The sequence below is a fragment of the Microbacterium hibisci genome (assembly GCF_015278255.1).
Classification (GTDB): domain Bacteria; phylum Actinomycetota; class Actinomycetes; order Actinomycetales; family Microbacteriaceae; genus Microbacterium; species Microbacterium hibisci.
In genome coordinates this window covers 467331-489032 of the sequence record NZ_JADIJC010000001.1, presented here as the reverse complement: position 1 = coordinate 489032, position 21702 = coordinate 467331, and the positions used below count along the sequence as shown (strand labels likewise).

General features: G+C 67.9%; 18 protein-coding genes. 11 read left to right on the top strand and 7 right to left on the bottom strand.

Annotated features, from left to right (window positions below; genetic code table 11):
• Window positions 1-6: 6 nt before the first annotated feature.
• Window positions 7-3009 carry a bifunctional [glutamine synthetase] adenylyltransferase/[glutamine synthetase]-adenylyl-L-tyrosine phosphorylase gene (locus IM770_RS02330; RefSeq protein WP_203579506.1) on the top strand — a complete coding sequence of 1001 codons (3003 nt, stop codon included), beginning with the start codon at window positions 7-9 and terminating at the stop codon, window positions 3007-3009.
• A gap of 63 nt (window positions 3010-3072) precedes the next feature.
• Here IM770_RS02330 and IM770_RS02325 read toward each other — a convergent pair whose 3' ends face one another.
• The gene (locus IM770_RS02325; protein ID WP_203579505.1) at window positions 3073-3822 is read right to left on the bottom strand and encodes a peptidase M23; all 750 of its coding nucleotides are present in this window, start codon (window positions 3820-3822) and stop codon (window positions 3073-3075) included.
• Between the two features lie 573 nt (window positions 3823-4395).
• On the opposite strand from IM770_RS02325, the gene IM770_RS02320 reads away from it, so the two are divergent.
• From IM770_RS02320 to IM770_RS02305, 4 genes are all read left to right on the top strand, one after another.
• Window positions 4396-5718 (top strand): tyrosine-type recombinase/integrase, encoded by a 1323-nt coding sequence (locus IM770_RS02320; RefSeq protein ID WP_203579504.1) that lies wholly within the window; start codon window positions 4396-4398, stop codon window positions 5716-5718.
• A 29-nt stretch (window positions 5719-5747) separates the two neighbouring features.
• Window positions 5748-6020, top strand: coding sequence for a hypothetical protein (locus IM770_RS02315; protein ID WP_203579503.1), 273 nt, complete (start codon window positions 5748-5750; stop codon window positions 6018-6020).
• Between the two features lie 19 nt (window positions 6021-6039).
• Complete coding sequence (locus tag IM770_RS02310) at window positions 6040-6678, top strand: phage integrase central domain-containing protein (protein ID WP_203579502.1); 639 nt, start codon at window positions 6040-6042, stop codon at window positions 6676-6678.
• A gap of 268 nt (window positions 6679-6946) precedes the next feature.
• Complete coding sequence (locus IM770_RS02305; RefSeq protein ID WP_239065608.1) at window positions 6947-8071, top strand: M24 family metallopeptidase; 1125 nt, start codon at window positions 6947-6949, stop codon at window positions 8069-8071.
• A 62-nt stretch (window positions 8072-8133) separates the two neighbouring features.
• On the opposite strand, the gene IM770_RS02300 is transcribed toward IM770_RS02305, so the two are convergent.
• The gene (locus tag IM770_RS02300; RefSeq protein ID WP_239065607.1) at window positions 8134-9732 is read right to left on the bottom strand and encodes an MFS transporter; all 1599 of its coding nucleotides are present in this window, start codon (window positions 9730-9732) and stop codon (window positions 8134-8136) included.
• Between the two features lie 226 nt (window positions 9733-9958).
• Here IM770_RS02300 and gadC point away from each other — a divergent pair, with 226 nt between their 5' ends.
• Genes gadC through IM770_RS02285 form a run of 3 tightly spaced genes read left to right on the top strand, consistent with a single transcriptional unit; the run spans window position 9959 to window position 13154 of the window.
• Entirely contained in the window at window positions 9959-11362 is a 1404-nt protein-coding gene (gene gadC / locus IM770_RS02295) for a glutamate/gamma-aminobutyrate antiporter GadC (RefSeq protein WP_372430632.1), read from the top strand.
• A complete protein-coding gene (locus IM770_RS02290) occupies window positions 11359-11808 on the top strand; it encodes a hypothetical protein (protein WP_203579500.1) in 450 nt (149 codons plus the stop codon). Before gadC ends, IM770_RS02290 begins: the two co-directional genes overlap by 4 nt.
• Complete coding sequence (locus IM770_RS02285; protein ID WP_307785348.1) at window positions 11805-13154, top strand: dipeptidase; 1350 nt, start codon at window positions 11805-11807, stop codon at window positions 13152-13154. Before IM770_RS02290 ends, IM770_RS02285 begins: the two co-directional genes overlap by 4 nt.
• A 14-nt stretch (window positions 13155-13168) precedes the next feature.
• Here the strand turns inward: IM770_RS02285 and IM770_RS02280 are convergent, their stop codons facing one another.
• A complete protein-coding gene (locus IM770_RS02280; RefSeq protein ID WP_203579499.1) occupies window positions 13169-14512 on the bottom strand; it encodes a threonine/serine exporter family protein in 1344 nt (447 codons plus the stop codon).
• A 556-nt stretch (window positions 14513-15068) separates the two neighbouring features.
• Between IM770_RS02280 and IM770_RS02275 the strand changes: the two genes are divergently transcribed.
• Window positions 15069-15620 (top strand): dihydrofolate reductase family protein, encoded by a 552-nt coding sequence (locus IM770_RS02275; RefSeq protein WP_239065715.1) that lies wholly within the window; start codon window positions 15069-15071, stop codon window positions 15618-15620.
• A 329-nt stretch (window positions 15621-15949) separates the two neighbouring features.
• Here IM770_RS02275 and IM770_RS02270 read toward each other — a convergent pair whose 3' ends face one another.
• Complete coding sequence (locus IM770_RS02270; protein ID WP_203579497.1) at window positions 15950-16477, bottom strand: DUF1269 domain-containing protein; 528 nt, start codon at window positions 16475-16477, stop codon at window positions 15950-15952.
• 169 nt (window positions 16478-16646) lie between these two features.
• Window positions 16647-17309, bottom strand: coding sequence for a DUF2238 domain-containing protein (locus IM770_RS02265; protein WP_203579496.1), 663 nt, complete (start codon window positions 17307-17309; stop codon window positions 16647-16649).
• 256 nt (window positions 17310-17565) lie between these two features.
• Between IM770_RS02265 and adhP the strand changes: the two genes are divergently transcribed.
• Window positions 17566-18576, top strand: a complete 1011-nt coding sequence (adhP, locus tag IM770_RS02260; protein WP_203579495.1) for an alcohol dehydrogenase AdhP — start codon at window positions 17566-17568, stop codon at window positions 18574-18576.
• A 362-nt stretch (window positions 18577-18938) separates the two neighbouring features.
• Here adhP and glnA read toward each other — a convergent pair whose 3' ends face one another.
• Window positions 18939-20363 (bottom strand): type I glutamate--ammonia ligase, encoded by a 1425-nt coding sequence (gene glnA, locus IM770_RS02255; RefSeq protein ID WP_203579494.1) that lies wholly within the window; start codon window positions 20361-20363, stop codon window positions 18939-18941.
• 132 nt (window positions 20364-20495) lie between these two features.
• Here glnA and IM770_RS02250 point away from each other — a divergent pair, with 132 nt between their 5' ends.
• Window positions 20496-20888 (top strand): RDD family protein, encoded by a 393-nt coding sequence (locus IM770_RS02250; protein ID WP_307785347.1) that lies wholly within the window; start codon window positions 20496-20498, stop codon window positions 20886-20888.
• 50 nt (window positions 20889-20938) lie between these two features.
• Here IM770_RS02250 and IM770_RS02245 read toward each other — a convergent pair whose 3' ends face one another.
• Window positions 20939-21649, bottom strand: coding sequence for a DUF4191 domain-containing protein (locus IM770_RS02245; protein ID WP_203579492.1), 711 nt, complete (start codon window positions 21647-21649; stop codon window positions 20939-20941).
• Window positions 21650-21702 lie beyond the last annotated feature (53 nt).

Sequence of the window (21702 nt, the reverse complement as noted above, 5' to 3'; positions counted from 1 at the left end):
TGACGCATGACCGCGAGCGAAAGGCCGGGTTCCCTCACCCCGCTCGCACGCCTGGGCTTCAGCCGCCTCGCCGACGCCGAGGATCTCCTCGACGAGCTGTCGGCACTCATCGGCGCGCCGCGCGAGACGCTGCTCGACGCGGTCGCGGTGGCCGCCGACCCGGATGAAGCGCTGCACGCGCTCACCCGGCTGGCACGTCGCGACGCCGCTCCCGTCCGCCGGGCCCTGTCGCGGTCGTCGGCCTGGCGGGCACTGTGGGCCCTGCTGGGGGCGTCCACGGGATTCGGCGAGTTCTTCTTCCGGCACCCGTCCGAGGTCGATCAGCTCGGCGACGCGGGCGAGCGCCTGCCCACCGACGCGGAGCTCCGCAGCGAGCTGCTCGAATCCGTCGGCGCGGTCGAGGGCTTCGCCGCCGAAGGCGGTGAGAGCGCGTGGGTGGCGCTGCGGGTGCGCTACCGGCGGATGCTGGCGCGCATCGCCGCGTACGACCTCCTCAGCGGCTCTCCGGTCGACGAGATCGCGGCCGTCTCGGCGGCGCTGGCGGATGCCGCGGGCGCTGCCCTGGAAGCCTCGCTGGCGGTCGCCCGCACCCGTGTCTCGGGCGGCGCCGTCGGCGCCGGGCTCTTCCCGCGCGACCAGGTGGCGGCGACGAAGCTCTCGGTCATCGGCATGGGCAAGACGGGTGCGCGCGAACTGAACTACGTGAGCGACGTCGACGTCATCTTCGTCGGCGGGGGAGAGGACGCCGCGATCGAGGAGGTCGGCGAGAGCCGCATCGTCGACATCGCCACACGCCTCGCCGTGCAGACCATGCGCGGCATCTCGGGCGTCGAGATCGAACCGCCACTGTGGGAGGTCGACGCCAACCTGCGTCCGGAGGGCAAGCAGGGCGCCCTCGTCCGCACGCTCGACTCGCACCTGGCCTACTACGACCGGTGGGCCAAGAGCTGGGAGTTCCAGGCCCTGCTCAAGGCGCGCCCGATCGCGGGCGACGAAGAACTCGCTCAGGCCTACATCGACGCCGTCCAGCCCAAAGTGTGGACGAGCGCCGCCCGCGAGAACTTCGTCGACAGCGTGCAGCGCATGCGCGAACGCGTCACCGAGCACATCCCCGCCGCGGACGTGCCCTACCAGCTCAAGCTCGGCCCGGGCGGCATCCGAGACATCGAGTTCACGGTCCAGCTCCTCCAGCTCGTCCACGGCCTCTCCGACGACCGCATCCGTCAGCGCGGCACTCTCGCCGCGCTCGAGGCGCTGGTCGCCGAGGGGTACATCGGCCGGGCCGAGGCATCCGCCTTCTCACGCGACTATCGCGTGCTGCGCCTGCTCGAGCATCGCGTGCAGCTGCGTCAGCTGCGTCGCACGCACCTGATGCCCGCGCGCCCCGAAGACCTCCGGGTCCTCGCGCGGGCCACCGGTCTCGCCGAGACGGCCGAGGGCGTGTGGAACCTGTGGGAGTCGGTCAAGCGCGAGGTCCGCGACATCCACGTGCGGCTCTTCTACCGACCGCTGCTGTCGGCGGTCGCGGCGCTCCCCGCCGACGAGCGGCAGCTGTCGACCGAGCAGGCGCACGACCGCCTCGCCGCGATCGGCTTCGCCGACCCCGCCGGTGCCCTGCGGCACATCGCCGCCCTGACGACGGGCCTCAGCCGCAAGGCGACGATCCAGCGCCACCTGATGCCCGTCATGATCCGATGGTTCGCCGATGGCGTCGACCCGGACTACGGACTGCTGGCATTCCGCCGACTCAGCGAGCGCCTGGGCGACACCCACTGGTTCCTGCGCATGCTGCGCGACTCGTCCGGCGCCGCGGAGAGCCTTTCGCGGGTGCTGTCCGGCTCGCGCTACGTCGGCGAGCTCATCGAGTGGATCCCTGAATCGGCGGCCTGGCTCGACGATCCCGAGCTGCTGCGGCCGCGCTCGGGCACCGCCCTGCAGCAGGAGGCGCGGGCGATCCAGACCCGCCACCAGACCATCACCGACGCGATGCGCTCGGTGCGCGCGCTGCGCCGGCGCGAGCAGCTGCGGATCGCGATGGCCGCCATCCTCGGCAGCGTCACGATCGAAGAGGTCGCCGAGGCGCTGACGACCATCACCGAGGTGACGATCCAGGCGACGCTGCGTGCGGTGCGGCGCGAGGTCGTGCCGCCGGAGGATGCGGCACTCGACTTCTCGGTGATCGCGATGGGACGCTTCGGCGGCGCCGAGCTCGGGTTCGGCTCCGACGCCGACGTCATGTACGTCTACCGCCCGAACGGCGTGGACCCGCAGCGGGCGCACGAGCTCGCGCTCAAGCTGGTCGCCGCGTTGCGCACCCACTCGGAGGACCACCGCGTGCCGCTCGAGCTCGACGCCGACCTTCGCCCGGAAGGGCGCAACGGCCCCCTCGCGCGCTCCCTGGACGCGTACGCGGAGTACTATCGCCGGTGGGCGCTGTCGTGGGAGGCGCAGGCGCTGCTGCGCGCGCGCGGCGTCGCAGGCAGTGTCAAGCTCATCGGCGACTTCATGCGGCTCGCCGACCAGGTGCGCTACCCCGAGAAGGTGGATCTCGCGGCCACCCGCGAGATCAAGCGGATCAAGGCCCGCGTCGAGAGCGAGCGGCTGCCGCAGGGCGTCGACCCGTCGCGTCACCTCAAGCTGGGGCCCGGATCTCTGAGCGATGTCGAGTGGCTCGTGCAGCTGCTCCAGCTGCAGCACGCGCACGAGGTGCCGGGCATGCGCACGACCTCGACCCTCGACGCGCTGCGCGCCGCCGTGGACGCCGGCCTCCTCCCCGCGAGCTCCGCGGACAGGCTCGCCGAGGCGTGGCGGCTCGCGAGTCGCCTGCGCTCGGCCAACACGCTCCTGTCGGGGCAGACGAGCGATGTGCTCCCCGTCGACCGCAAGAAGCTCGACGGCATCGGCCGGCTGCTCGAGTACCCGCCGCGGTCGGCGACGCAGGTCGAGGAGGACTACCTCGGAGCGACGCGCCGCGCCCGCCGCGTCTTCGAGAAGCTCTTCTACGGATAGACGGATGCCGCAGCCCGGCGGGTCACCGCTCGCCGCGGTGTCGGACGACTCCGGCCGCGCGGGTCAGGCGGCAGGGCAGAGGGGGATGCCGTCGGTGCGGTCGCCCTCGAGCGGCGCCCCCGACACCGCGGCGACGACCCGCACTGCGCGGTCCCAGTACCGCGCGTAGTGATACGGGTCGGCGTTGATCTGGGTGTGGTGGGCGACGAGCGTGGGCTCCATCGCGGCACGGTCCGGCACCCGCTCCGCCATCGCCCGGTAGAACACGCTCGCGGCCGTGTAGGGGTCCAGGCGCGCTTCGCGCGGGCCCCACGAGTCCTGCTGCTGGAAGAGGCCGATCGACGTGGTGCGCGAGCCGTCCGGATTGGTCACGGCGCTCGTCTCCCAGTCGCCGTAGTCGATGTTGCGCAGCGACGACTCGCCCATCGCCGTCATCACCGCGATGGTCTGGTCCCGCTGGTCGAACCCCAGGTCCCTGCCGGCGGCGAGGATCGTGCACGCGTGGGCGAGCTGCTCGACGCCGTAGCCGGAGATTCGCGATTCGAGGATCGGCGGGGGAGGCTGCACGATCGGCTCCGCCGAGCGGAGGGAGAAGTCGCTCTCGAGAACACCGCGAAGTGCGCCGGCCAGGAGTGCGCCCCCGAGCAGGAGCGCGGCCACCTGTGCGACCGGCACCGCGATCGCGGCGATGACGAGACCCCCACGACGCGACTGACGCGCCCGTCGTGGCTGCGGCTTCCGGCCCCGCGATCCCGCCGGCCTCGCCCGGCGCGCGCGACGGGGTCGTGTCGTCGCGGCGGTTCGCGCGGGCATGCCGGGCTCGCTTTCGATCGGTCGGGGCGCGCAGGCGCCCGTACAGCATAGGCGCCCGCGCTGGGGCGCGCCCGGGGTGGCGGCATCCGTCAACAGGAAAGGGCCCTGGTCACCCAGGGCCCTTCCTCATGCCGGAACGTCAGACGCCGAAGTACAGCTCGGCTTTAGGATCTGAGATTCGGAGGGTGTTCCACAGGATCGTACTCCCTTGCAAACTCAGGGAAGTGCGATGCTGAGCATGGGGTGGGTCGCTGCTGCGGCTGTCCGAGAACCTGTCCGTTTTGCCGATTCTTGGCCGTCCTACGGGTCTTCCTGGGGGTCTACGGGAGGTGCCGCCTACCTGTTTGATATGAGCGCTGACCGCCCTCGCCTCTGGACTGCCCAGGAGCTTGCCGACTATACGGGCATCCCCATCAGGACGCTCGCTGACTGGCGGACGGAGCGCGCGCGCAGCCGAGGTCTCGGATTGCCGTTCGTCGCACTCTCGGCGCACAACGTCCGCTACCGCGATGAGGATATCGAGGCGTTCATCGCAGGGCGGATCGTGGCTCCGATGGATAGGGCGGCCGACTGATGGCGCGGCCGAAGCGCGCGCTCGGCGAACTCGGCAAGGTGACGTACACCGTTGAAGGGAGCGGTCTGGTCATCGCGCGAGGACGCGTCCACGACGGCAACGGGCGCGAGCGTCGTCCGAGCGGCAGCGGAGCGACCGAAGCCGAGGCGCTGGCCGCATTGCAGGAAGCGGCCGATGTTGCCGTCGGTCGAGTCCTGGCACGACGCACGCAGCTCATGACCGTCGCGGAGTTGGCGACGGCGTGGCTGAAGACGGCGTATCACGACGACGACCCGCGAGTGCTGCGCCAACGCCGCGAGCAGACCGTCGATGGCTACGCATCGGTGGTCCGAGCGCATGTCACCCCGCGCGCCGGAGCCATCCGTATCGCCGACATCACCGCTGATCGCGCCGACGGGCTGCTCATGGACATCGCACGGGAGAAGTCGGTGACGACCGCGAACAAGGTACGTAACGTGATGTCGCTCATGTTCGATTGGGCGATCCAGCAGGGACATTTCTCGGCTGCCGGGTCGATCCAGCAGACACGGTACGGAGCGGTTGTCGTGGCGAACCCCATCCGTGCGACCCGGCGAGCGGATGAGCCGAACACGGTGTACTTCGAACTTGACGCGGTGCAGGTCAAGTACATCCTCCACCTCATCCGCGACGTGTGGCCGGCGCGACACCGGGCGCGGTATCCGGTGGGCCGGCGGCCCAACTACAAGCTGCTCGCCGACTACATCCTCATCACGCTCGGCACTTCCGAGAGAACCGCGGAGCCGATTGCGATCCGGTTCCAGGACGTGCGGTTCGAGGCGGTGGAGCAGCCGGATGGAAGCCTCACGATGGAGGCGCTCGTCTGGGTCGGGGGGACGATGGTTCGCACGAAGTCCCGCGGCCTGTTCCGCCAGGACTCGCCCAAGGCGGAGCGGCAGAAGCGTTGGGTTCGCGTTCCGAAGTTCGCGGCCAAGGTGCTGAGCGAACTCATGGCCAGCCACGTTCCCGATCCAGAACGGAATCCCGACGACGTGCTGTTCACCACCGAGCGCGGCCGTCCGCGCGACCCCAGCGCAATCGGGGAGCTGCTACGGATGTTCCGCCGCGAGTTCCAACCGGAGCTCTTGGCTATTGGGGTCGACGCCGAGCACCTCACCTTCCGCAGCCTCCGCAAGGCCGTCGCCGCGGCGGTATCGAACACGGCCGGCGTCGAGGTCGCACGCGATCTGCTCGGGCACAGTGACGCGGCGATCACCGAAGGCCACTACGCGAAGCGCCCCGACCTCATTGTCGAAATCGCGGCCGACGCGCTCGATGAGGTGTTCGCGGGCATTGACGCATGAAAGGCCGCGAAGAGGAGAACTGACAACGCATGATTGTGAGCAACTACGAGCCGCTGCTGCGCACGTTCGTCGACGACAACGCTGCGGCTCTCACCACCCGGGGTGTCGATGTGGACGACTTCACGACACACCTGTATCGGCGCGCGACGGCGACATTCGTCGAGCGCCCCGCCGGAATCAGACTCGCTTCGCGGCTGCTCGGCCACGCGAACGAGCAGATCACGTGCGCGAGCTACGTCGTCTGCGCCGTCGAAGTCGACCCGATCACGATCGACATCCTCGACGAAGTTCTCGGATCCTGACAGTCAGGGAAGGTGCAACATGCGAACAGGGCGACCGCCGCTCGAACTCGGCACACACGGCACGATCACCACCCGCTCCGTCGGCACTGGGCGCACATGCGCCATCGCGCGACTGCGGCTGTGGGATGGAGAACTCCACCGAGTCACAGCCACCGCAGACACCGCGACGGACGCCCGCGCACGGCTGGAACTCCGAATCGCGGAGCGACTCCGGCTGTCGGAGCTCGATGCCTGGCGTTATCTCACTCCCGACGACCCCTTCGACGAACTCGCCTACGTGTGGCTCGGCGACCTCGCGTGGCTCTCCGATGTGAGCGAGGCTACGTACGCGCGGTGTGAACGGCTGGTTCGAACGCAGCTCACGCCGGCGTTCGGCGATTTGACGATCGGCGAGATCACCGCGGACCGGATCGAACATCACTTGGCTGCTCAGCGGGCCGCATCAGAGGAGGCCGCCGCCTCCTCGCGCGCCGCGATCCAGTTGCTTCTCGACTTTGCGGTCGGCGAGGGCGTGATCCGCTCGAACCCGATGGAGGTTGCGGCGGCAGATGGAGTGCCTGGGCGTCTCGGCGATCTGAGCGTCTACAGGGAGCTTGTTCGTGGACGCATAGAACTGCGCCGCGACGAGCGTCGGCGCGATGTGGGACATGACCGCTGACGGAGCTCGTCGCGGAACGCGCGGCTTCTTCGATACGGGCGCGCGCCGACCTCGGCGATGAAGCGCCAGCCGCTCCTTTAGCGCAGCACGAGAATTGAACCGGCATCAGGGGGTCAGAGGTTCGAGTTCCCTCAGGTCCACCAAAACTCCCGGTAAAGCCACGATTGAGACGATCCTCTTGCGCGTCCCCGCTCCCCACGGTCGAATGGAGCCGCGAGATCGAGCACGGATGTGCTCGATCGCTGCGCTCGGACCCGAGGGAGGCTCCATGGAAGCCATGGCCGTTCCGTTCACCCGTGAGGATTACCGGCACCGGATGCAGAGGGCCGCGGAGGACGCTGCGGCGGAGGGCCTCGACGGTCTTCTCGTGACTCCGGGACCCGACCTGCTGTGGCTCACGGGCTACCAACCCACGGCGATCACCGAGCGGCTCACCCTCCTCGTCCTCCGCGGCGACGCCGATCCTGAGTTGCTGGTGCCGAGGCTGGAACGCCCGGATGTCGAGTCCGCGGCAGGCGCGGAGGCCCTGGCGATCAGCGATTGGCGCGACGGCAGCGATCCTTACGAATCCGCGGCCGCGCTGCTGCGGGAGGAGGGGGCCTACGCCGTGTCCGACTCGGCCTGGGCGATGCACCTGCTCGGCCTGCAGAGGCGACTCCCCAAGAGCGGCTACTGGTCGGTTACCGATCGACTGCCGATGCTGCGTGCGGTGAAGGACGCCAACGAGCTCGCGCGAATGGAGTCGGCCGCCGAGGCCGCGGATGCCACGTTCCGCGAGATCGTGAAGGTGGCTTTCGCAGGGCGCAAGGAGACGGATGTCGCCGCCGACCTCGCACGCCTGCTGCATGAGTTCGGGCACGAGCAGGTCGACTTCACGGTCGTCGGTTCTGGGCCGAACGGCGCCAACCCGCACCACGAAGCGGGCGACCGTACGATCCTTGCGGGGGATATGGTCGTGCTCGACTTCGGCGGGCTGATGCAGGGGTACGGATCCGACACGTCGCGCACCGTCTGCGTCGGAGAACCCACGTCTCAGATGCGCGAGGTGCACGACATCGTGCGCACCGCCCAGCAGACGGCGTTCGAGGCGGTGCGCCCCGGCATCGCCTGCCAAGAGGTCGATCGCACTGCGCGCCGCGTCATCACGGAGGCCGGTTACGGCGATCATTTCGTTCATCGCACCGGCCACGGGATCGGAATGACCACGCACGAGCCGCCTTACATGGTGGAGGGCGAGGTCCGGCCTACAGTGCCCGGAATGTGCTTCTCGATCGAACCGGGGATCTATCTCGCCGGGCAATTCGGCGTCCGTATCGAGGACATCGTCACCGTCACCGAAGACGGCGGGCGTCGGTTGAACAACACGGACCGCCGGCTGGTCATCGTCGAGTGATGCCGGCCACGCCGCGAAGTGGGGCGTGCCATTCTTCGCACGCGGGCGTTGCAGACTCGGGCCTAGCCGATCTCTCCTGAACCGGAGGCGGTCGTCGGCAGTGTGTGGGCAAGAGCCGCGGCGGAAGCCGCGGCATCCTGCAGAGTCCCACGTGCCATTCGATGACGCTTCATGAGCACGGCCATGACCACGCCGGCGAAGCTCAGTCCCGCCATGACCCAGGAAGCGGTGGCCAGTCCGGACGCCAGCGCGTCGGACATCGGCGCGCCCGCATCGCTGTCCGTCTCGATCACGGACGCGTTGATGGTCGCCACGAGCGCCGTGGCGACGGCTGCGCCGATGTACCGGGCCATGTTGGAGACTCCCGAAGCCGATCCGACCTGTTCCTGGGGTACGGACGCGGTGGCGGCGGAGGATGAAGGGCCGTTGGACAGACCCATGCCGACCGCGATCGCAACCAGAGGCAGCACGAACGCGGCATAGTTCCATGACGACTGGACGAAGCCGACGACGGCGAACCCGATCGCGGTCACCAGGAATCCGAGACCGACGACCTGTCGGCCGCCGATCCGTGCGGCGAACTTCGGTACCAGGGGGGCGACGAGAACGAGACCGACGGTCGCGGGGAGCATGGCCAGTCCCGCCTGGAACGGCGTCAGCCCGAGCGCGTCGGGGTTCTGGAAGTAGAGGCTGAGGAGGTACATCAGCCCGTTGATCGTGCCGGATCCGATCAGGATGGCCACTGTCGACGCCACGAGCACCACGTTGCGCAGCAGAGCGAGGTCCAGCAGCGGGACCGCGACCCGCCGTTCCACCGCTACGAACGCGATGGCGCTGAGGATCGCCACCACGACGCATCCGAGGGTGGGGAGCGAAACCCATCCCCACTGCGCCCCCAGACTGGTGGCGAGGATGACGGGGGTCAACGTCAGGGCGATGAGAGCGGCGCCGAGGTAGTCGATCGACCGGGGGCGATTCTCATCGCGCGATTCGCTGACGCCCCTGGCGGTGAGCAGCACGCAGGCCAGGGCAACCGCCGCGTCGATCCAGAACAGCCCTTGCCAGCCGGTCACGTCCACAAGCACGCCGCCCAGCAGCGGCCCGACCGCGGCGCCGACGGCGGCGGCTGCTCCCCACAGCGACACCGCGCGCAACTGATCCTGGCCGCTATTGGCCACTGTGAGCAGGCTGAGCCCGCACGCCAGGATGGTGGCGCCCGCGGCTCCCTGGATGATCCGTCCGGCGATCACGGCGCCGCCCGTCGTGGACAGAGCGATGAACACGCATGAGGCGATGAAGAGGAGCAGCCCGAGTTGGAAGACCCGCTTGCGACCGAACACATCGCCCATCGCGCCCGCCGTGACGATGACCGCGGCGCCCATCAGCGAGTATCCGGTCACCGCCCACTGCAGCGTGTCGACGGACGTTCCGGTGTCTTCGCTGATCGCCGGCAGCAGGATGCTGACCGCTGACGTATTGGCGTTCACCACCAGTGTCGACAGGCACGTGGCCACCAGGACGGCGGTCCCGCCGGGGGCGGTGACGGCGTCCGCAGCTGTCGAATCACGCGCCACCGGCATCCTCCTGCGGCTATTGGTGTTCGCCGCAAAGCTATCCATGAGCGTGGTACACCGCAATGCTCTGTCCACGAGAGAACGCATGCCGGCACGGCCAATTCATTGCGCGAGGGATCCCTGATGATCGCCTATACCGCGCGCAGTCATACAGCGCTATCTTCAGGATTAATTCAATTCTGTATTGGTCTCGCCGCCAGCGACGGAAGGGATGCGCGATGCTGCAATCATCGACTTACCGAGGTGATCCCCGATGAGCGCGGCGGAAGGATCGAGTCGAGGACGGGACGCGGTTCGGGCCTCTGCGAAGGCGATCCCAGCGCCGGTCTGGATCTCTTGGATCGCGCTCGCGCTCATGACCACGAGTTCGGTCGCGAGTCTGCGACCGGCGCCCACGATGGCCGTGTACGGTCTCGCCGCGGTCTTCCTCTACCTGGTCCCGGCGATCGTGTTCCTGCTACCGACGTCGCTCGTCGCGGCGGAGCTTGCGTCCGGCTGGAAGGGTGGTGTCTACAAGTGGGTCTCCGAGGGAATCTCGAAGCCCATGGGGTTCCTGGCGATCTGGTGTCAGTTCGCGATGACGATCTTCTACTATCCGACGCTGCTCGGGTTCGTCGCGTCAACCCTCGCGTACGTCATCAACCCGGATCTCGCGTCGAACGGTGTGTGGACCGCCCTCGTGATCATGGTCTGCTACTGGGCGGGCGTGTTCGTGTCCTCTCGAGGCACGAAGGGTGTGGCAGGTCTCGCGAGCTGGGGTCTGATCATCGGCACGCTCATCCCCGGCGCCGTGCTGGTGATCCTCGGCGCGCTGTTCCTCGGGCAGGGCAACCCTTCGGCCGCGCCGATGACCGTCGACAATCTGCTGCCGCAGTGGGCGGGCCTTGCCAGCCTCGTGCTCATCGTGAACAACTTCCTCTCCTACAGCGGCATGGAGATGAACGCGGTGCACGTGTCGTCGCTGAAGAACCCGGGTAAGGAGTACCCGAGGGCGATCTTCCTCGCTATGGGGCTTGTGCTGCTGATCTTCATCCTCCCGGCGCTCGCGATCAGTTGGGTGGTTCCGGCCGAGCAGATCTCGCTGACGGCCGGCATCATGCAGGCGTTCGAGGCCGTGTTCGCGACGTTCGACATCTCGTGGCTGACCCCGATCGTCGGGATCATGCTCGTCGCGGCTTCGCTGGGTGGCATGCTCACGTGGCTGGCGGGGCCGTCGAAGGGTCTGCTGCTCATCTCACGCGAGGAGGGCTACCTGCCGCCGTTCCTGCAGAAGCTCAACAAGAACGGGGTGCAGCAGAACCTGCTGGTCACGCAGGGCATCATCACGTCGATTATCGCCCTGGGGTACGCGCTCATCCCGAACGTGTCGAGCGCGTACTGGATCTTCTCCGTCATCACGACGCAGGTGTACCTGATCATGTACCTGCTCATGTTCGTCGCGGCAGTGCGGTTGCGTCGCCTGCATCCCGACCACCCGCGCGGATACCGCGCCCCGATGTTGGTCGCGCTGTGCGGGGTCGGCTTCGCCGCGTCGCTCGCCGCGCTACTCGTCGGATTCATCCCGCCGTCGCAGTTCGGCGACAGCAGCCCCTGGATCTACCTGGTGATCGTCGGCGGAGGCGCCCTCGGGCTCGGCCTGCTCGTGCCGTTCCTCTTCTACCGGTTCCGCAAGCCCTCCTGGAAGCAGCCGGCTGCGACATCCGGAGGTGAATCATGAGCACGGACCTCGAAACGCAGAGCGGACGCGAACGAACGATCATCTCCCTCGTCGCCGTCACCATCCTCATCGTGCTCGCCGTGATCGCGACCGTCATGTTCGTCGGGGCCCGACAACAGGCCAAGGATGTCGACAAGGCGCAACAGTTGCTCGACGCGTTCGCCGACGCCGGCATCGCGGTCAGTTTCACCCCGGAGCAGGTCGCGGAGGTGCTCGGCGACGACGGTGGGGCGACCTGCGCCGACCCGAACTCCGCGCTCGCGCGCTCGACGCTGCTCGCCGGCCTGTCCAACGGCGCCGGCGGACCAGGCCTGCGCCCGACGCTGGTGGAATCCAGGCTGCTGCAGGGACAGCTTCTGATCATCCAGACCTACTGCCCGGACGAGGCCAAGGAGTTCCAGGAATTCGTGGACAGCCTCAACACGGTCGACGGCGACGGCTCGTGAGCGACGACATCCGCACGCGCGTCCGCGCGATGATGCCCGCCGCCCGCGGCGAGCTCGCCGAGCTCGTGGCTCTTCGATCCGTCGCCGACCCGCGGCAATTCCCCCCGGAGGAGTGCGCCAAGGCGGCCGAATGGGTTCGCGAACGATTCGCCGAGCTCGGTTTCGGTGACGCCCGGCTGGAGCGCACACCCGACGGCAGCGACGCCGTCATCGGCAGCCGCCGCGCGACGGACCCGGACGCGCCGACAGTCCTGCTGTACGCGCACTACGACGTCCAGCCTCCCCTGGAGGAATCGGCGTGGCGAACGCCGCCGTTCGTGCTCACCGACATCGACGGCCGATGGGCGGGCCGCGGAGCCGCGGATTGCAAGGGCAACATCCTGATGCACCTTCTCGCGCTGCGCGCCCTGCAGGGCGAGATCCCCGTCCATCTGAAACTCGTGGTCGAGGGCAGCGAAGAGCAAGGCACAGGCGGGCTGGAACGGTACGTCGCGGCGAACCCGGACGTGCTCGCCGCGGATGTGATCCTCGTGTGCGACACGGGCAACGCCGCTGTCGGCCGCCCCGCGGCGACAGTCTCGCTGCGCGGCTTCGCGAACGTCGTCGTCCGCGTCGAGACTCTCGCGTCGGAGATCCACTCCGGGATGTTCGGCGGTCCCGCACCTGATGCGCTTGCCGCGCTCGTCGAGGTCCTCGCCTCGTTGCGCGACGACGCCGGCAGCACGACGATCGACGGGCTTCCCCACGACGGGACCTGGACGGGCGAACCCTATGACGCCGGGCAGTTCCGCACCGACGCGGGCGTGCTCGACGGCGTCCGCCTCCTGGGCGACGGCACCGTGGCCGACGAGCTGTGGGCCCGGCCGGCCCTCACCGTGCTCGGCATCGACTGTCCGCCGGTGGTCGGCTCATCAGCATCCATCGTCCCGCGCGCGGCGGCGCGACTGAACTTGCGTATTCCACCTGGAGTGCGCTCGGAAGACGCGCACGATGCGCTTGTCGCGCACCTGCGCGATCATGCCCCGTGGGGCGTGCGGGTGGACGTCGAGACCGAGGCCGTGGGAGAACCGTTCCGCGCGGCCACCGACGGCCCCGCCTACCGTCGCTTCGCCGACGCGATGCACGCCGCGTACGGGATCGACATGACCCTGCTCGGGCAGGGCGGATCGATCCCCCTGTGCAATGTCTTCGCCGACACATACCCCGGCGCGGAGATAATCCTCATGGGCGTCGAGGAGCCCCTCGCCCTCATCCACGCACCCAACGAGAGCGTCGACCCGAGCGAGATCCAGAATCTCGCGATCGCCGAGGCGGCATTCCTCCGCTCGTTCGGAACCGCGCGGTGACCGCACGAGCCCGGTCAACGTGACTCCACGGGAGTGTCGTCCATCCAGTCCGCGGCGGGAGAATTGCGGAAGCCACGCACCGAGCCGGACGCGACCAACCCCACCAGCACTCCGAGCGCGATCGAGACCATCGTGGCGATCGTGGAGATGATCGTGTTCATTCCGGACGATCCGCCTTCGAGCACGCTCGCGACGCCGATGAGTCCGAGCGCGCCGGGCACCAGCAGCCAGAACGCGGGAAGGAAACTCACCAGGGCCGGGGGTCCGCTTCGCTGGCGTGCCACCACGACGGCCACCGGGGTCATCGCCGCAGCGCCCACGAGCGCCGACAGCACACCGTCGAAGAACACGTCTCCGATCACCTGAGCGCCATATGCGACGTAGAGGACGATCAGGATCCAACCAACGGATGAGGGTCGCGCGCACTGGTAGACGCTGATGCCGACGCCGAACACAGCGACGGCGACCCATGGGGCGACAGGGCCCAAGGGCCAGTGGGTCGCGGTGATCGCGGGGACACCGATGAGTGCGGCGGCCGCGACGATGCCAGTGGCGAGCAGGAGCAGCCGGATCGCGCCTGCAGCCAATCGAGCGGCTCCAGACACGATGTGGCCCGTGGCGAGTTCGATCACCGCGATCGTGAGCAGACCTCCCGGCAGCAGCATGATCAAGGGCGCGACGATCGCCGGCAGCACCCCCGGATCGACCAGATGCGCCACCGCGAGCACGGACAAGCCCACACCCAGCGAGGCGGCGACGACGACCAACGCCTGATACGCGGGCTCGAGTCGCTCAGTCGCGAGCAGCAGCGCCCCGACCCCCAGGCCGAGCACGCCAGCGACGACCACTCCCGGCCACGAGGACCCCAGCAGCACGCTCAGCGCAGCAGACAGAAGCGCGTAGGCGCCGATGCGCTGGGCACTCGTGAACGGCGGCGGCAACTCGGGGACGCGCGCGAGTTGCCGGCGCACCCAGTTCGCGCTGTTCGGTCGAGTTCGGGCGACGCCCGCGATCCGATCGACGGCGTCGACCTGGTAGAGCAGCGCGACGCTGTCGCCAGCGGCCACGGCGCGGGTCTGAGCGGAACCGGCATCGCCCGATGAGACGAGTATGGATGTCGGGAAAACCACGGCCTCCGCAGATGTCAGACCATTCGCTCTTGCCGTGTCATCGAGGGCGCTGCGGACCAGCCCGACGGGGTAGCCGCTGTCGATCATCGCCGTGCCCAGGGCCGCCATCGCGTCCAGCACGACGGGTGTCGCATTCTGGGCGACCTGGTCCGACACGGGTGGGGGTTCGCTTCGCGGGACTTCTCGCCGCAGCAATAGCCAGATCAGCACGCCCGCGGCGATCAGCACGCCGAGCGCGAGCGCCAGCGTCGGCCAGGCGATCGTCGAGCTGGTCACCGCCGGTGGGATGGCAGGCACCGTCGTCATCGTCGGCTCAGGAGTCGCGGTCGGTCCAGGCGTCGCCGTGGTCACCGGGGTCGGCGTCGCGTCGGGAGACCCTGTCGGCTGAGGAGTCGGCGTCGAGGAGTCGGAAGGCGTAGGTGTGGGAGTCGGTGTCGACGTCGGCGTAGGCGTAGGCGTCGGTTCGAACGGCGTCGGCGTGGGCGAATCGTTCGGCAGATCGGGAACCGCGAACGCGACCAGTTCGAGCGTGCCCGCTGGGCCCTGGATCGTCGACACATGTCCAACGGCACCCAGCAACGCGAGTACTGCGGTGCTCACCACAGCGCGCGACAGCGTGCCACGCCACCCGCGCCCCGCTGTCGTGCGCATCCACCCCATCAATCACACATGTTGGCACCCGAAGACAGCACGGCGGTAGGGTCAGCGCGCCGTTGGCCGTGCATCAACTTGCTCAGCCACCCGTATCGACGCGAAGGCAGTAGCGTACGGAGTTGTGGGCTCGATGATCTATTTCAACTCCTCCTCGCTCGACGGCTACATCGCGGGTCCTGATTTCGGATGGGAGTGGGCGACCCGCGATCAAGAGGTCCACTCCTTCGTCGACGAGCTCCTCGCACCCGTTCGTACTCACCTGTACAGCAGGAAGGTCTACGAGGCGCTGAAGATGTGGGACGACGTCCCGCTCGAGGATCTGTCGACTCCTGACCGCGAGTTCGCGCTCCGGTGGCGCAGTGTCGATAAGGTCGTCTACTCGCGCCACCTGAGGTCCGTCTCCACTCGCCGGACAGAGTTGCGCGACACATTCGACGCCGATGAGGCCCGCCGCATGAAAGACGCCTCGCGTGCGCCGCTTGCGGTGGGTGGTGGGCAGTTGGCGTCCATAGCCGCACGCGCCGGTGTGCTCGACGAGGTTCACGTCGTGGTGGCGCCCGCCGTCGTCGGTGGGGGCATCCGGCTCTTCGACAAGACGCTTCAGCTCGATCTTGAGCTGTTCGACGAGCACAGATTCGCATCCGGATTCGTACACCTCGGCTACCGAGTTCTCCACAGGTGATCCGCCGAGGCCGATCGGGTCATTGATGGCCTCCTCGGCGATGCGGGTCGGCCACGACGTTGCGTGGGAACGCCGTGATGCTCGGAGGTCTGATCCTTGATTCCGCGACGCGGGGTTTCGGTGCTCCACGCGCTGAGTAAGGAGAGGGGTCTTGCCCCTATGCTCGACAGTCACCGCCGGTCTCGGGCGAGGTTCCGGCGGTGAGGCCCGGCGCTCGCCCGCCGGGCTGCTCCCTCGGTGAACTGCGCCGCGAGTCGCAGCCCGGGCGGTGCGGCGGCGCCCCGCATGTCGTCGCGGGGCTCCACCGTTCTCTTGCCCGCGTCGGAAGGCTAGGAGTTGATCTGCTCGACGACGTCGTCGGCCGACTTCTCGATCGCCTCGCGAAGCTTCTCGTAGTCGTCGGAGTCGATCGCCTTGCTGATCCGCTTGTCGGCTCGCGCTAGTGCCTTTTCGACATTGTCGGCCCACCGGTCGTCGACGACCGCCACGACGGCCGAGGTCCCCCGAGCGAGGTACTCGTCGACGTCGACGCCGAACTGCTTCTCTTCTCGGTTCTTCTTGATCTTTCCGAGGATCGCGCCGATGCCCGCGCCGACCGCCGTCGCCGCCAACAGTGGCGGTGCGAAAAGCCCGACGACGACGCCCGCGCCGGCCCCCCAGGCCGCGCCATGGCCGACGGACTTGTCGCCGTGCTCCTTGACCTGGACCTTGCCGTCCTTGTCACGGACGAGCACGACCGCGCCGATGACCTCGTAGCCTCCCGCGTCCTGTCCGCTGCGGAGGGCCTGGTAGTCGTCCGACGCAGATTCGGTGTCATCGTACGAGCCGACCACCAGTGCGAGGTTCTTCGTAGCCATCGATATCTCCTTCGATATGTCTCGCGGCCTGGCAATCAGGTCGTCCGCGAGATCCGGGTCATCACGGTGCTGCGATCCTACGGCGCGTACTGCTCGCGGAGCGAGCGCGGGGTCCGACGCGTCGACTGCGATCTCGAAGCATCGTTGCTGCTCGGCGAAATGCGGAGCGTCAGCGGCGACGGCCGCCGCGAAGCAGTGACAGGGGTGCAACGGTGCGTGGTCGGCGGGCGACCATCAGCAGCGCGATCGCCAACAGCCCGCCGGCCGTGCCCGCGACGATGTCGAACATCGTGTCCTCGAGGCCGCTTTGAGAAGTTGTGCCGAGGACGACGTCGCTGACGAACTCGGAGATCTCCCACGCCCCGGCGAACGCCATCGGGATCGCCATCACGATGGTCAGCCCGAACCAGACGGGCAGCGGGACTCCCGCACGTTCTTCGGCACGCCGCACCGCGAGCATGCCGAGCCACGCGAGCATGACGCCCGAGTCGAAATGCACATACGCATCCCATCGGGGGATGGCGCTGTACACGTGCAGCACGCTCCCGGCCAGCGGACCGGCAACGATGAAGATCAGGTAGTGCAGCTGCAGTGCGCGGGGGATGGATGTGCGCAGAACGATCTCGACAAGGGCGGGGACGAACACCGTGCCGGCGAGGACGACTCCGAGGAGCGTCTCGACCTCGAAGCCCAGACCAGCCAGACCGAACACGACGAGGAGACTGGCAATCGCGAACGGAAGAGCGAACAGCGTCGAGGCGCGAGCCGAGCGTTGGGTCGATCGGTGGTCGTCGACCGACGGCAGTGGATGCCCTATGCCAGCGTCGCTCATACACGCTCCTGTTCCCCGGTCATAAGTCGATGCCAGAGTATCCCCCGGGGATGTGCCGGCGGCTCACGTCGGGTGCGTTCGAGCCCAGGCCCCGGGAAGATGGGGATCGTGCCGGCGACGGCTCAGATGTTCCGTCGGCGTTCCCGCAGGGGAGAGGCTGGCGGATGGCGCGGCGGGATGGAATGGTGACAGTGCGCAGGGAGTGCGCGGACCCTCGCCAAGGTGAACCGCCGCGCGACGATCTGAAGGATGCATCATGAAGGCCGCAGTCGTTTCATCGTTCACCTCACCGCTCGAGATCCTGCAGCGCGACATTCCGGTGCCTGATCCGGGCCAAGTTCTCGTCCGCCTCGAGACCTGCGGCTTGTGCCACACCGATATCCACGCCGCCCATGGCGACTGGCCGGTCAAGCCCGGACTCCCTTTCGTTCCCGGTCATGAAGGCGTCGGCATCGTCGAGCGTGTGGGCGCGGGTGTCGAGAACCGGTCCGTCGGTGACCGGGTCGCGATTCCGTGGCTCGGCTATGCGTGTGGCCATTGTCGCTACTGCATCGACGGGCGAGAGACGCTGTGCGAGCAGCAGCAGAACAGCGGCTACTCGGTCGACGGGGGATTCGCCGAGTACGCGGTCGCGAGCGCTTCGCATGTCGTGGAGGTCCCAGATGGGGTCACCCCGCTGGATGCTGCGCCCCTCACCTGTGCGGGTGTCACGACCTACAAGGCGCTGAAAGTCGCGTCCATCGTGCCGACGGAGAAGGTGGCGATCTTCGGCATCGGCGGTCTGGGCCATCTGGGCGTTCAATACGCGCGCATCATGGGCGGCTCAGTGATCGCCGTCGACGTCGAGGACGACAAGCTGGAACTCGCGAAGGAGCTCGGTGCCGAACACGTCGTGAACGCGGCCAGGGTCGATCCGGTCGCCGCTATCCAGTCGCTTGGCGGAGCCGATGTCGCCCTGGTCCTCGCGGCGTCGCCGAAGGTGTTCGAGCAGGCGTTCGCTTCACTCGCGCGTGGCGGCCGACTCATCTGCGTCGCCCTGCCCAAGGACCAGGAGATGAGCGTGTCGATCTTCGAGACCGTTCTGAAGGGTATTTCCATCATCGGGTCGATCGTCGGCACGCGGCAGGACCTAGGCGAGGTGTTCGCGCTGCACGCCGCCGGACACACGCGGATCATCGCCGAGGGCCGCAAGATCGAGCAGGTCAACGAAGCCATCGACGAGGTGCTCTCCGGCAAGGTGCTCGCCCGGCTGGTCTTCGAATATTAACCCAGACAGAGCGTCGCTCGGTTCGGCGGTCGGATGGTCACCGTGCGCATGAGCTTCCTCGCCGGGCGCGGGGGCGTACGACAGTGGGCAGCATGCCCACCTCACGAGCTGTGAGCGGGGAGTGCGTCGAGCCCATCAGTTGGTCTTGGTGAGTCACCAGGCCGCCGCCTGTGCCTCTCGCCGTCGCTGCGCGTGAGCGGAAGCGGTCATCCGCACACCGTCCGAAAACCTGTCCGTCTACTCCCCGTAGCCGTCCGTAAACGACCAGAGATAGACTGAGCCCCAGACGGCAGATGCCGCCTGGGGCTCAGCAAATGGCTGGCCTCGGAAACCGGGAGTGCGGTCCTCAAGACCCCTCGGAATCAGACGCCGAAGTACAGCTCGTACTCGAACGGGTGCGGACGCGCGTTGAGCGGCTGGATCTCGTTCTCGATCTTGTACTCGATCCACGTCTCGATGAGCTCGGGCGTGAAGACGCCGCCCTTGAGCAGGAACTCGTGGTCGGCGCGCAGCGCCTCGAGCGAGTCGAGCAGCGAGTTCGGAACCTGCGGGATGTTCTTCGCCTCCTCGGGGGGAAGCTCGTACAGGTCCTTGTCGACGGGCTCGTGCGGCTCGATGCGGTTCTGGATGCCGTCGAGGCCGGCCATGAGCTGGGCGGCGAAGGCGAGGTACGGGTTGCCCGAGGCATCAGGCGCGCGGAACTCGATGCGCTTGGCCTTGGGGTTGGAGCCCGTGATCGGGATGCGGATGGCCGCCGAGCGGTTGCCGGCCGAGTAGACGAGGTTGACCGGAGCCTCATAGCCCTTGACGAGACGCTTGTACGAGTTGAGCGTCGGGTTGGTGAACGCGAGCAGCGCCGGCGCGTGCGCCAGGATGCCGCCGATGTACCAGCGGGCCAGGTCGGAGAGCTGCGCGTAGCCCTTCTCGTCGTAGAACAGGGGCTTGCCCTCGAGCCACAGGGACTGGTGGGTGTGCATGCCCGAGCCGTTGTCGCCGAAGAGCGGCTTCGGCATGAAGGTCGCGACCTTGCCCCACTCGTTCGCCACGTTCTTGACGATGTACTTGAACTTCAGGATGTCGTCGGCCGCGTGGACCATCGTGTCGAAGCGGTAGTTGATCTCCTGCTGGCCGCCCGTGCCCACCTCGTGGTGCGCGCGCTCGAGCTGGAGGCCCGACTCGATGAGCCGCAGGCTGATGTCGTCACGCAGATCGGCGGTCTTGTCGACCGGCGAGACGGGGAAGTAGCCGCCCTTGTACGGGGTCTTGTTGGCGAGGTTGCCGCCGTCCTCGGCGCGGCCCGTGTTCCACGCGCCCTCTTCGGAGTCGACGGAGTAGAAGCTCGAGTTCTGCTTCACCTCGTAGCGGACGTCGTCGAAGATGTAGAACTCGGCCTCGGGGGCGAAGAACGCGGTGTCGGCGATGCCGGTCGAGGCGAGGTACTTCTCAGCCTTCTTGGCGACCTGGCGCGGGTCCTTCGAGTAGATCTCGCCGTTGCGCGGGTTGTAGATGTCGAAGACCATGATCAGGGTCTTCGCCTCGCGGAACGGGTCGAGGTACGCCGTCGACACATCCGGGATGAGCTGCATGTCCGATTCGTGGATGTTCGCGAATCCCCGGATGGAGGAGCCGTCGAACAGCTGGCCGACCGTGAAGAACTCTTCGTCGACGGTGGAGGCCGGGATGTTGAAGTGCTGCTGCACGCCAGGAAGGTCCGTGAAACGGATGTCGAGGAACTTGACGTCCTCGTCCTTGATGAACTTCAGCACCTCGGATGAATCTTTGAACATGAAGACTCCAGAGGTAGGGCATTCGGATCCGCCCGTGCGGGTCGGGCTCTCTGGCAAAGTACCCGCAGGGGATTGCCCGGGGGTATCTCTTGTGTTTCCGGGATGTTACGACGACCTGGATACGCTGGAGGGGTGACGCAGAGCACGCAGGACTACCCCGGAGAGCGACTCGGACGACCCCGCGAAGGCGCCGGATCGATCGGCCGGCTGGGCCGCCGAGTGGGCGCTCTCTTCGTCGACTACGGCGCCGCCTACCTGATCTCGGGCTTCTTCGGCTGGGATCCGCTCGCGATCCTCGCCATCTTCGCAGCGATCCAGCTCGTCTTCCTGCCGACCCTGCAGGGCAGCCCGGGCCACCGGCTGTTCGGCCTGCGACTGGTCCGCCTCGACGGCGCGTGGGTCGGGCTGTGGCGACCGATCGTGCGCACGGCGCTGCTCATCGTCGTGATCCCGGCGGTCATCTGGGACGCCGACCAGCGCGGACTGCACGACAAGGCCGCGGGCACGGTGCTCATCCGCTCCTGACAGACCAGTCGGGCCGCCCATGCGGACGGCCCGAGGTTCGAGGATTAAGGTCAGCGCGGTCGCGGCGCTCGCACCTTCGTGGGATCGATGCCCTTCGGGATGGGAAGCGACGTCAGTGACTGCGAGACGGAGTCGATGCGCTTGATGACGGCGGCCATCGTCGCGCGATCGATCTTCTTCGGCAGCGCCTTGATGGTCGAGGCGAGCTTGGCGATCGGAACTTCGCCCTCGCCGTGGCCGATGTAGATCACGGTGACCGGCACACCCGACGCGACGCGCTGCGCCTTCGAGCGCTCGTCATTCACCAGCCGGGTGAGGCGCCCACGGGCGCCCTCGCCCACGATCACGATGCCGCCTCGGCCGATCGCGCGGTAGACGGCCTCCTGGGTCTTGGGGTTGATGCCGACGGGCATCTCGCTCGCCTGCCACTTGCGGCCGAGCGACGTCGACAGGACGTGACCGGTGGCTCCCGGCATCCCGTCGATCTTCTTGTACATCGCGCGGGTCGACAGCCTCGTCATGGTCATCATCGAGGCGAGCACACCGAGCATGAGGCCCGTGAGGCCCCAGAGGATGATGCTCCACACGGCGATCGGCGGGATCGCGAAGCCCACGCCGACACCGGCGGCGATGCCGAGGAGGAGGATGCCGATCAGCAGGAACGGCAGCCAGCGGAACTCCTTCTGCGTGAAGGTGTACAGAGTGCGGATCTGGGAGAAGAATCCCGGTCGTTTCTCGGGGGCGGAACTGCGCGCGGCCATGCCTTCCAGACTACCTTTCCGACGGGTGCTCCTTGGTTCCTCCACAGCCCCGA

Coding starts and splice junctions, on each gene's coding strand:
- IM770_RS02330 (WP_203579506.1), top strand. CDS start 7: ATGACCGCGAGCGAAAGGCCGGGTTCCCTCACCCCGCTCGCACGCCTG.
- IM770_RS02325 (WP_203579505.1), bottom strand. CDS start 3,822: ATGCCCGCGCGAACCGCCGCGACGACACGACCCCGTCGCGCGCGCCGG.
- IM770_RS02320 (WP_203579504.1), top strand. CDS start 4,396: ATGGCGCGGCCGAAGCGCGCGCTCGGCGAACTCGGCAAGGTGACGTAC.
- IM770_RS02315 (WP_203579503.1), top strand. CDS start 5,748: ATGATTGTGAGCAACTACGAGCCGCTGCTGCGCACGTTCGTCGACGAC.
- IM770_RS02310 (WP_203579502.1), top strand. CDS start 6,040: ATGCGAACAGGGCGACCGCCGCTCGAACTCGGCACACACGGCACGATC.
- IM770_RS02305 (WP_239065608.1), top strand. CDS start 6,947: ATGGAAGCCATGGCCGTTCCGTTCACCCGTGAGGATTACCGGCACCGG.
- IM770_RS02300 (WP_239065607.1), bottom strand. CDS start 9,732: ATGCGTTCTCTCGTGGACAGAGCATTGCGGTGTACCACGCTCATGGAT.
- IM770_RS02290 (WP_203579500.1), top strand. CDS start 11,359: ATGAGCACGGACCTCGAAACGCAGAGCGGACGCGAACGAACGATCATC.
- IM770_RS02275 (WP_239065715.1), top strand. CDS start 15,069: ATGATCTATTTCAACTCCTCCTCGCTCGACGGCTACATCGCGGGTCCT.
- IM770_RS02270 (WP_203579497.1), bottom strand. CDS start 16,477: ATGGCTACGAAGAACCTCGCACTGGTGGTCGGCTCGTACGATGACACC.
- IM770_RS02265 (WP_203579496.1), bottom strand. CDS start 17,309: ATGAGCGACGCTGGCATAGGGCATCCACTGCCGTCGGTCGACGACCAC.
- adhP (WP_203579495.1), top strand. CDS start 17,566: ATGAAGGCCGCAGTCGTTTCATCGTTCACCTCACCGCTCGAGATCCTG.
- glnA (WP_203579494.1), bottom strand. CDS start 20,363: ATGTTCAAAGATTCATCCGAGGTGCTGAAGTTCATCAAGGACGAGGAC.
- IM770_RS02245 (WP_203579492.1), bottom strand. CDS start 21,649: ATGGCCGCGCGCAGTTCCGCCCCCGAGAAACGACCGGGATTCTTCTCC.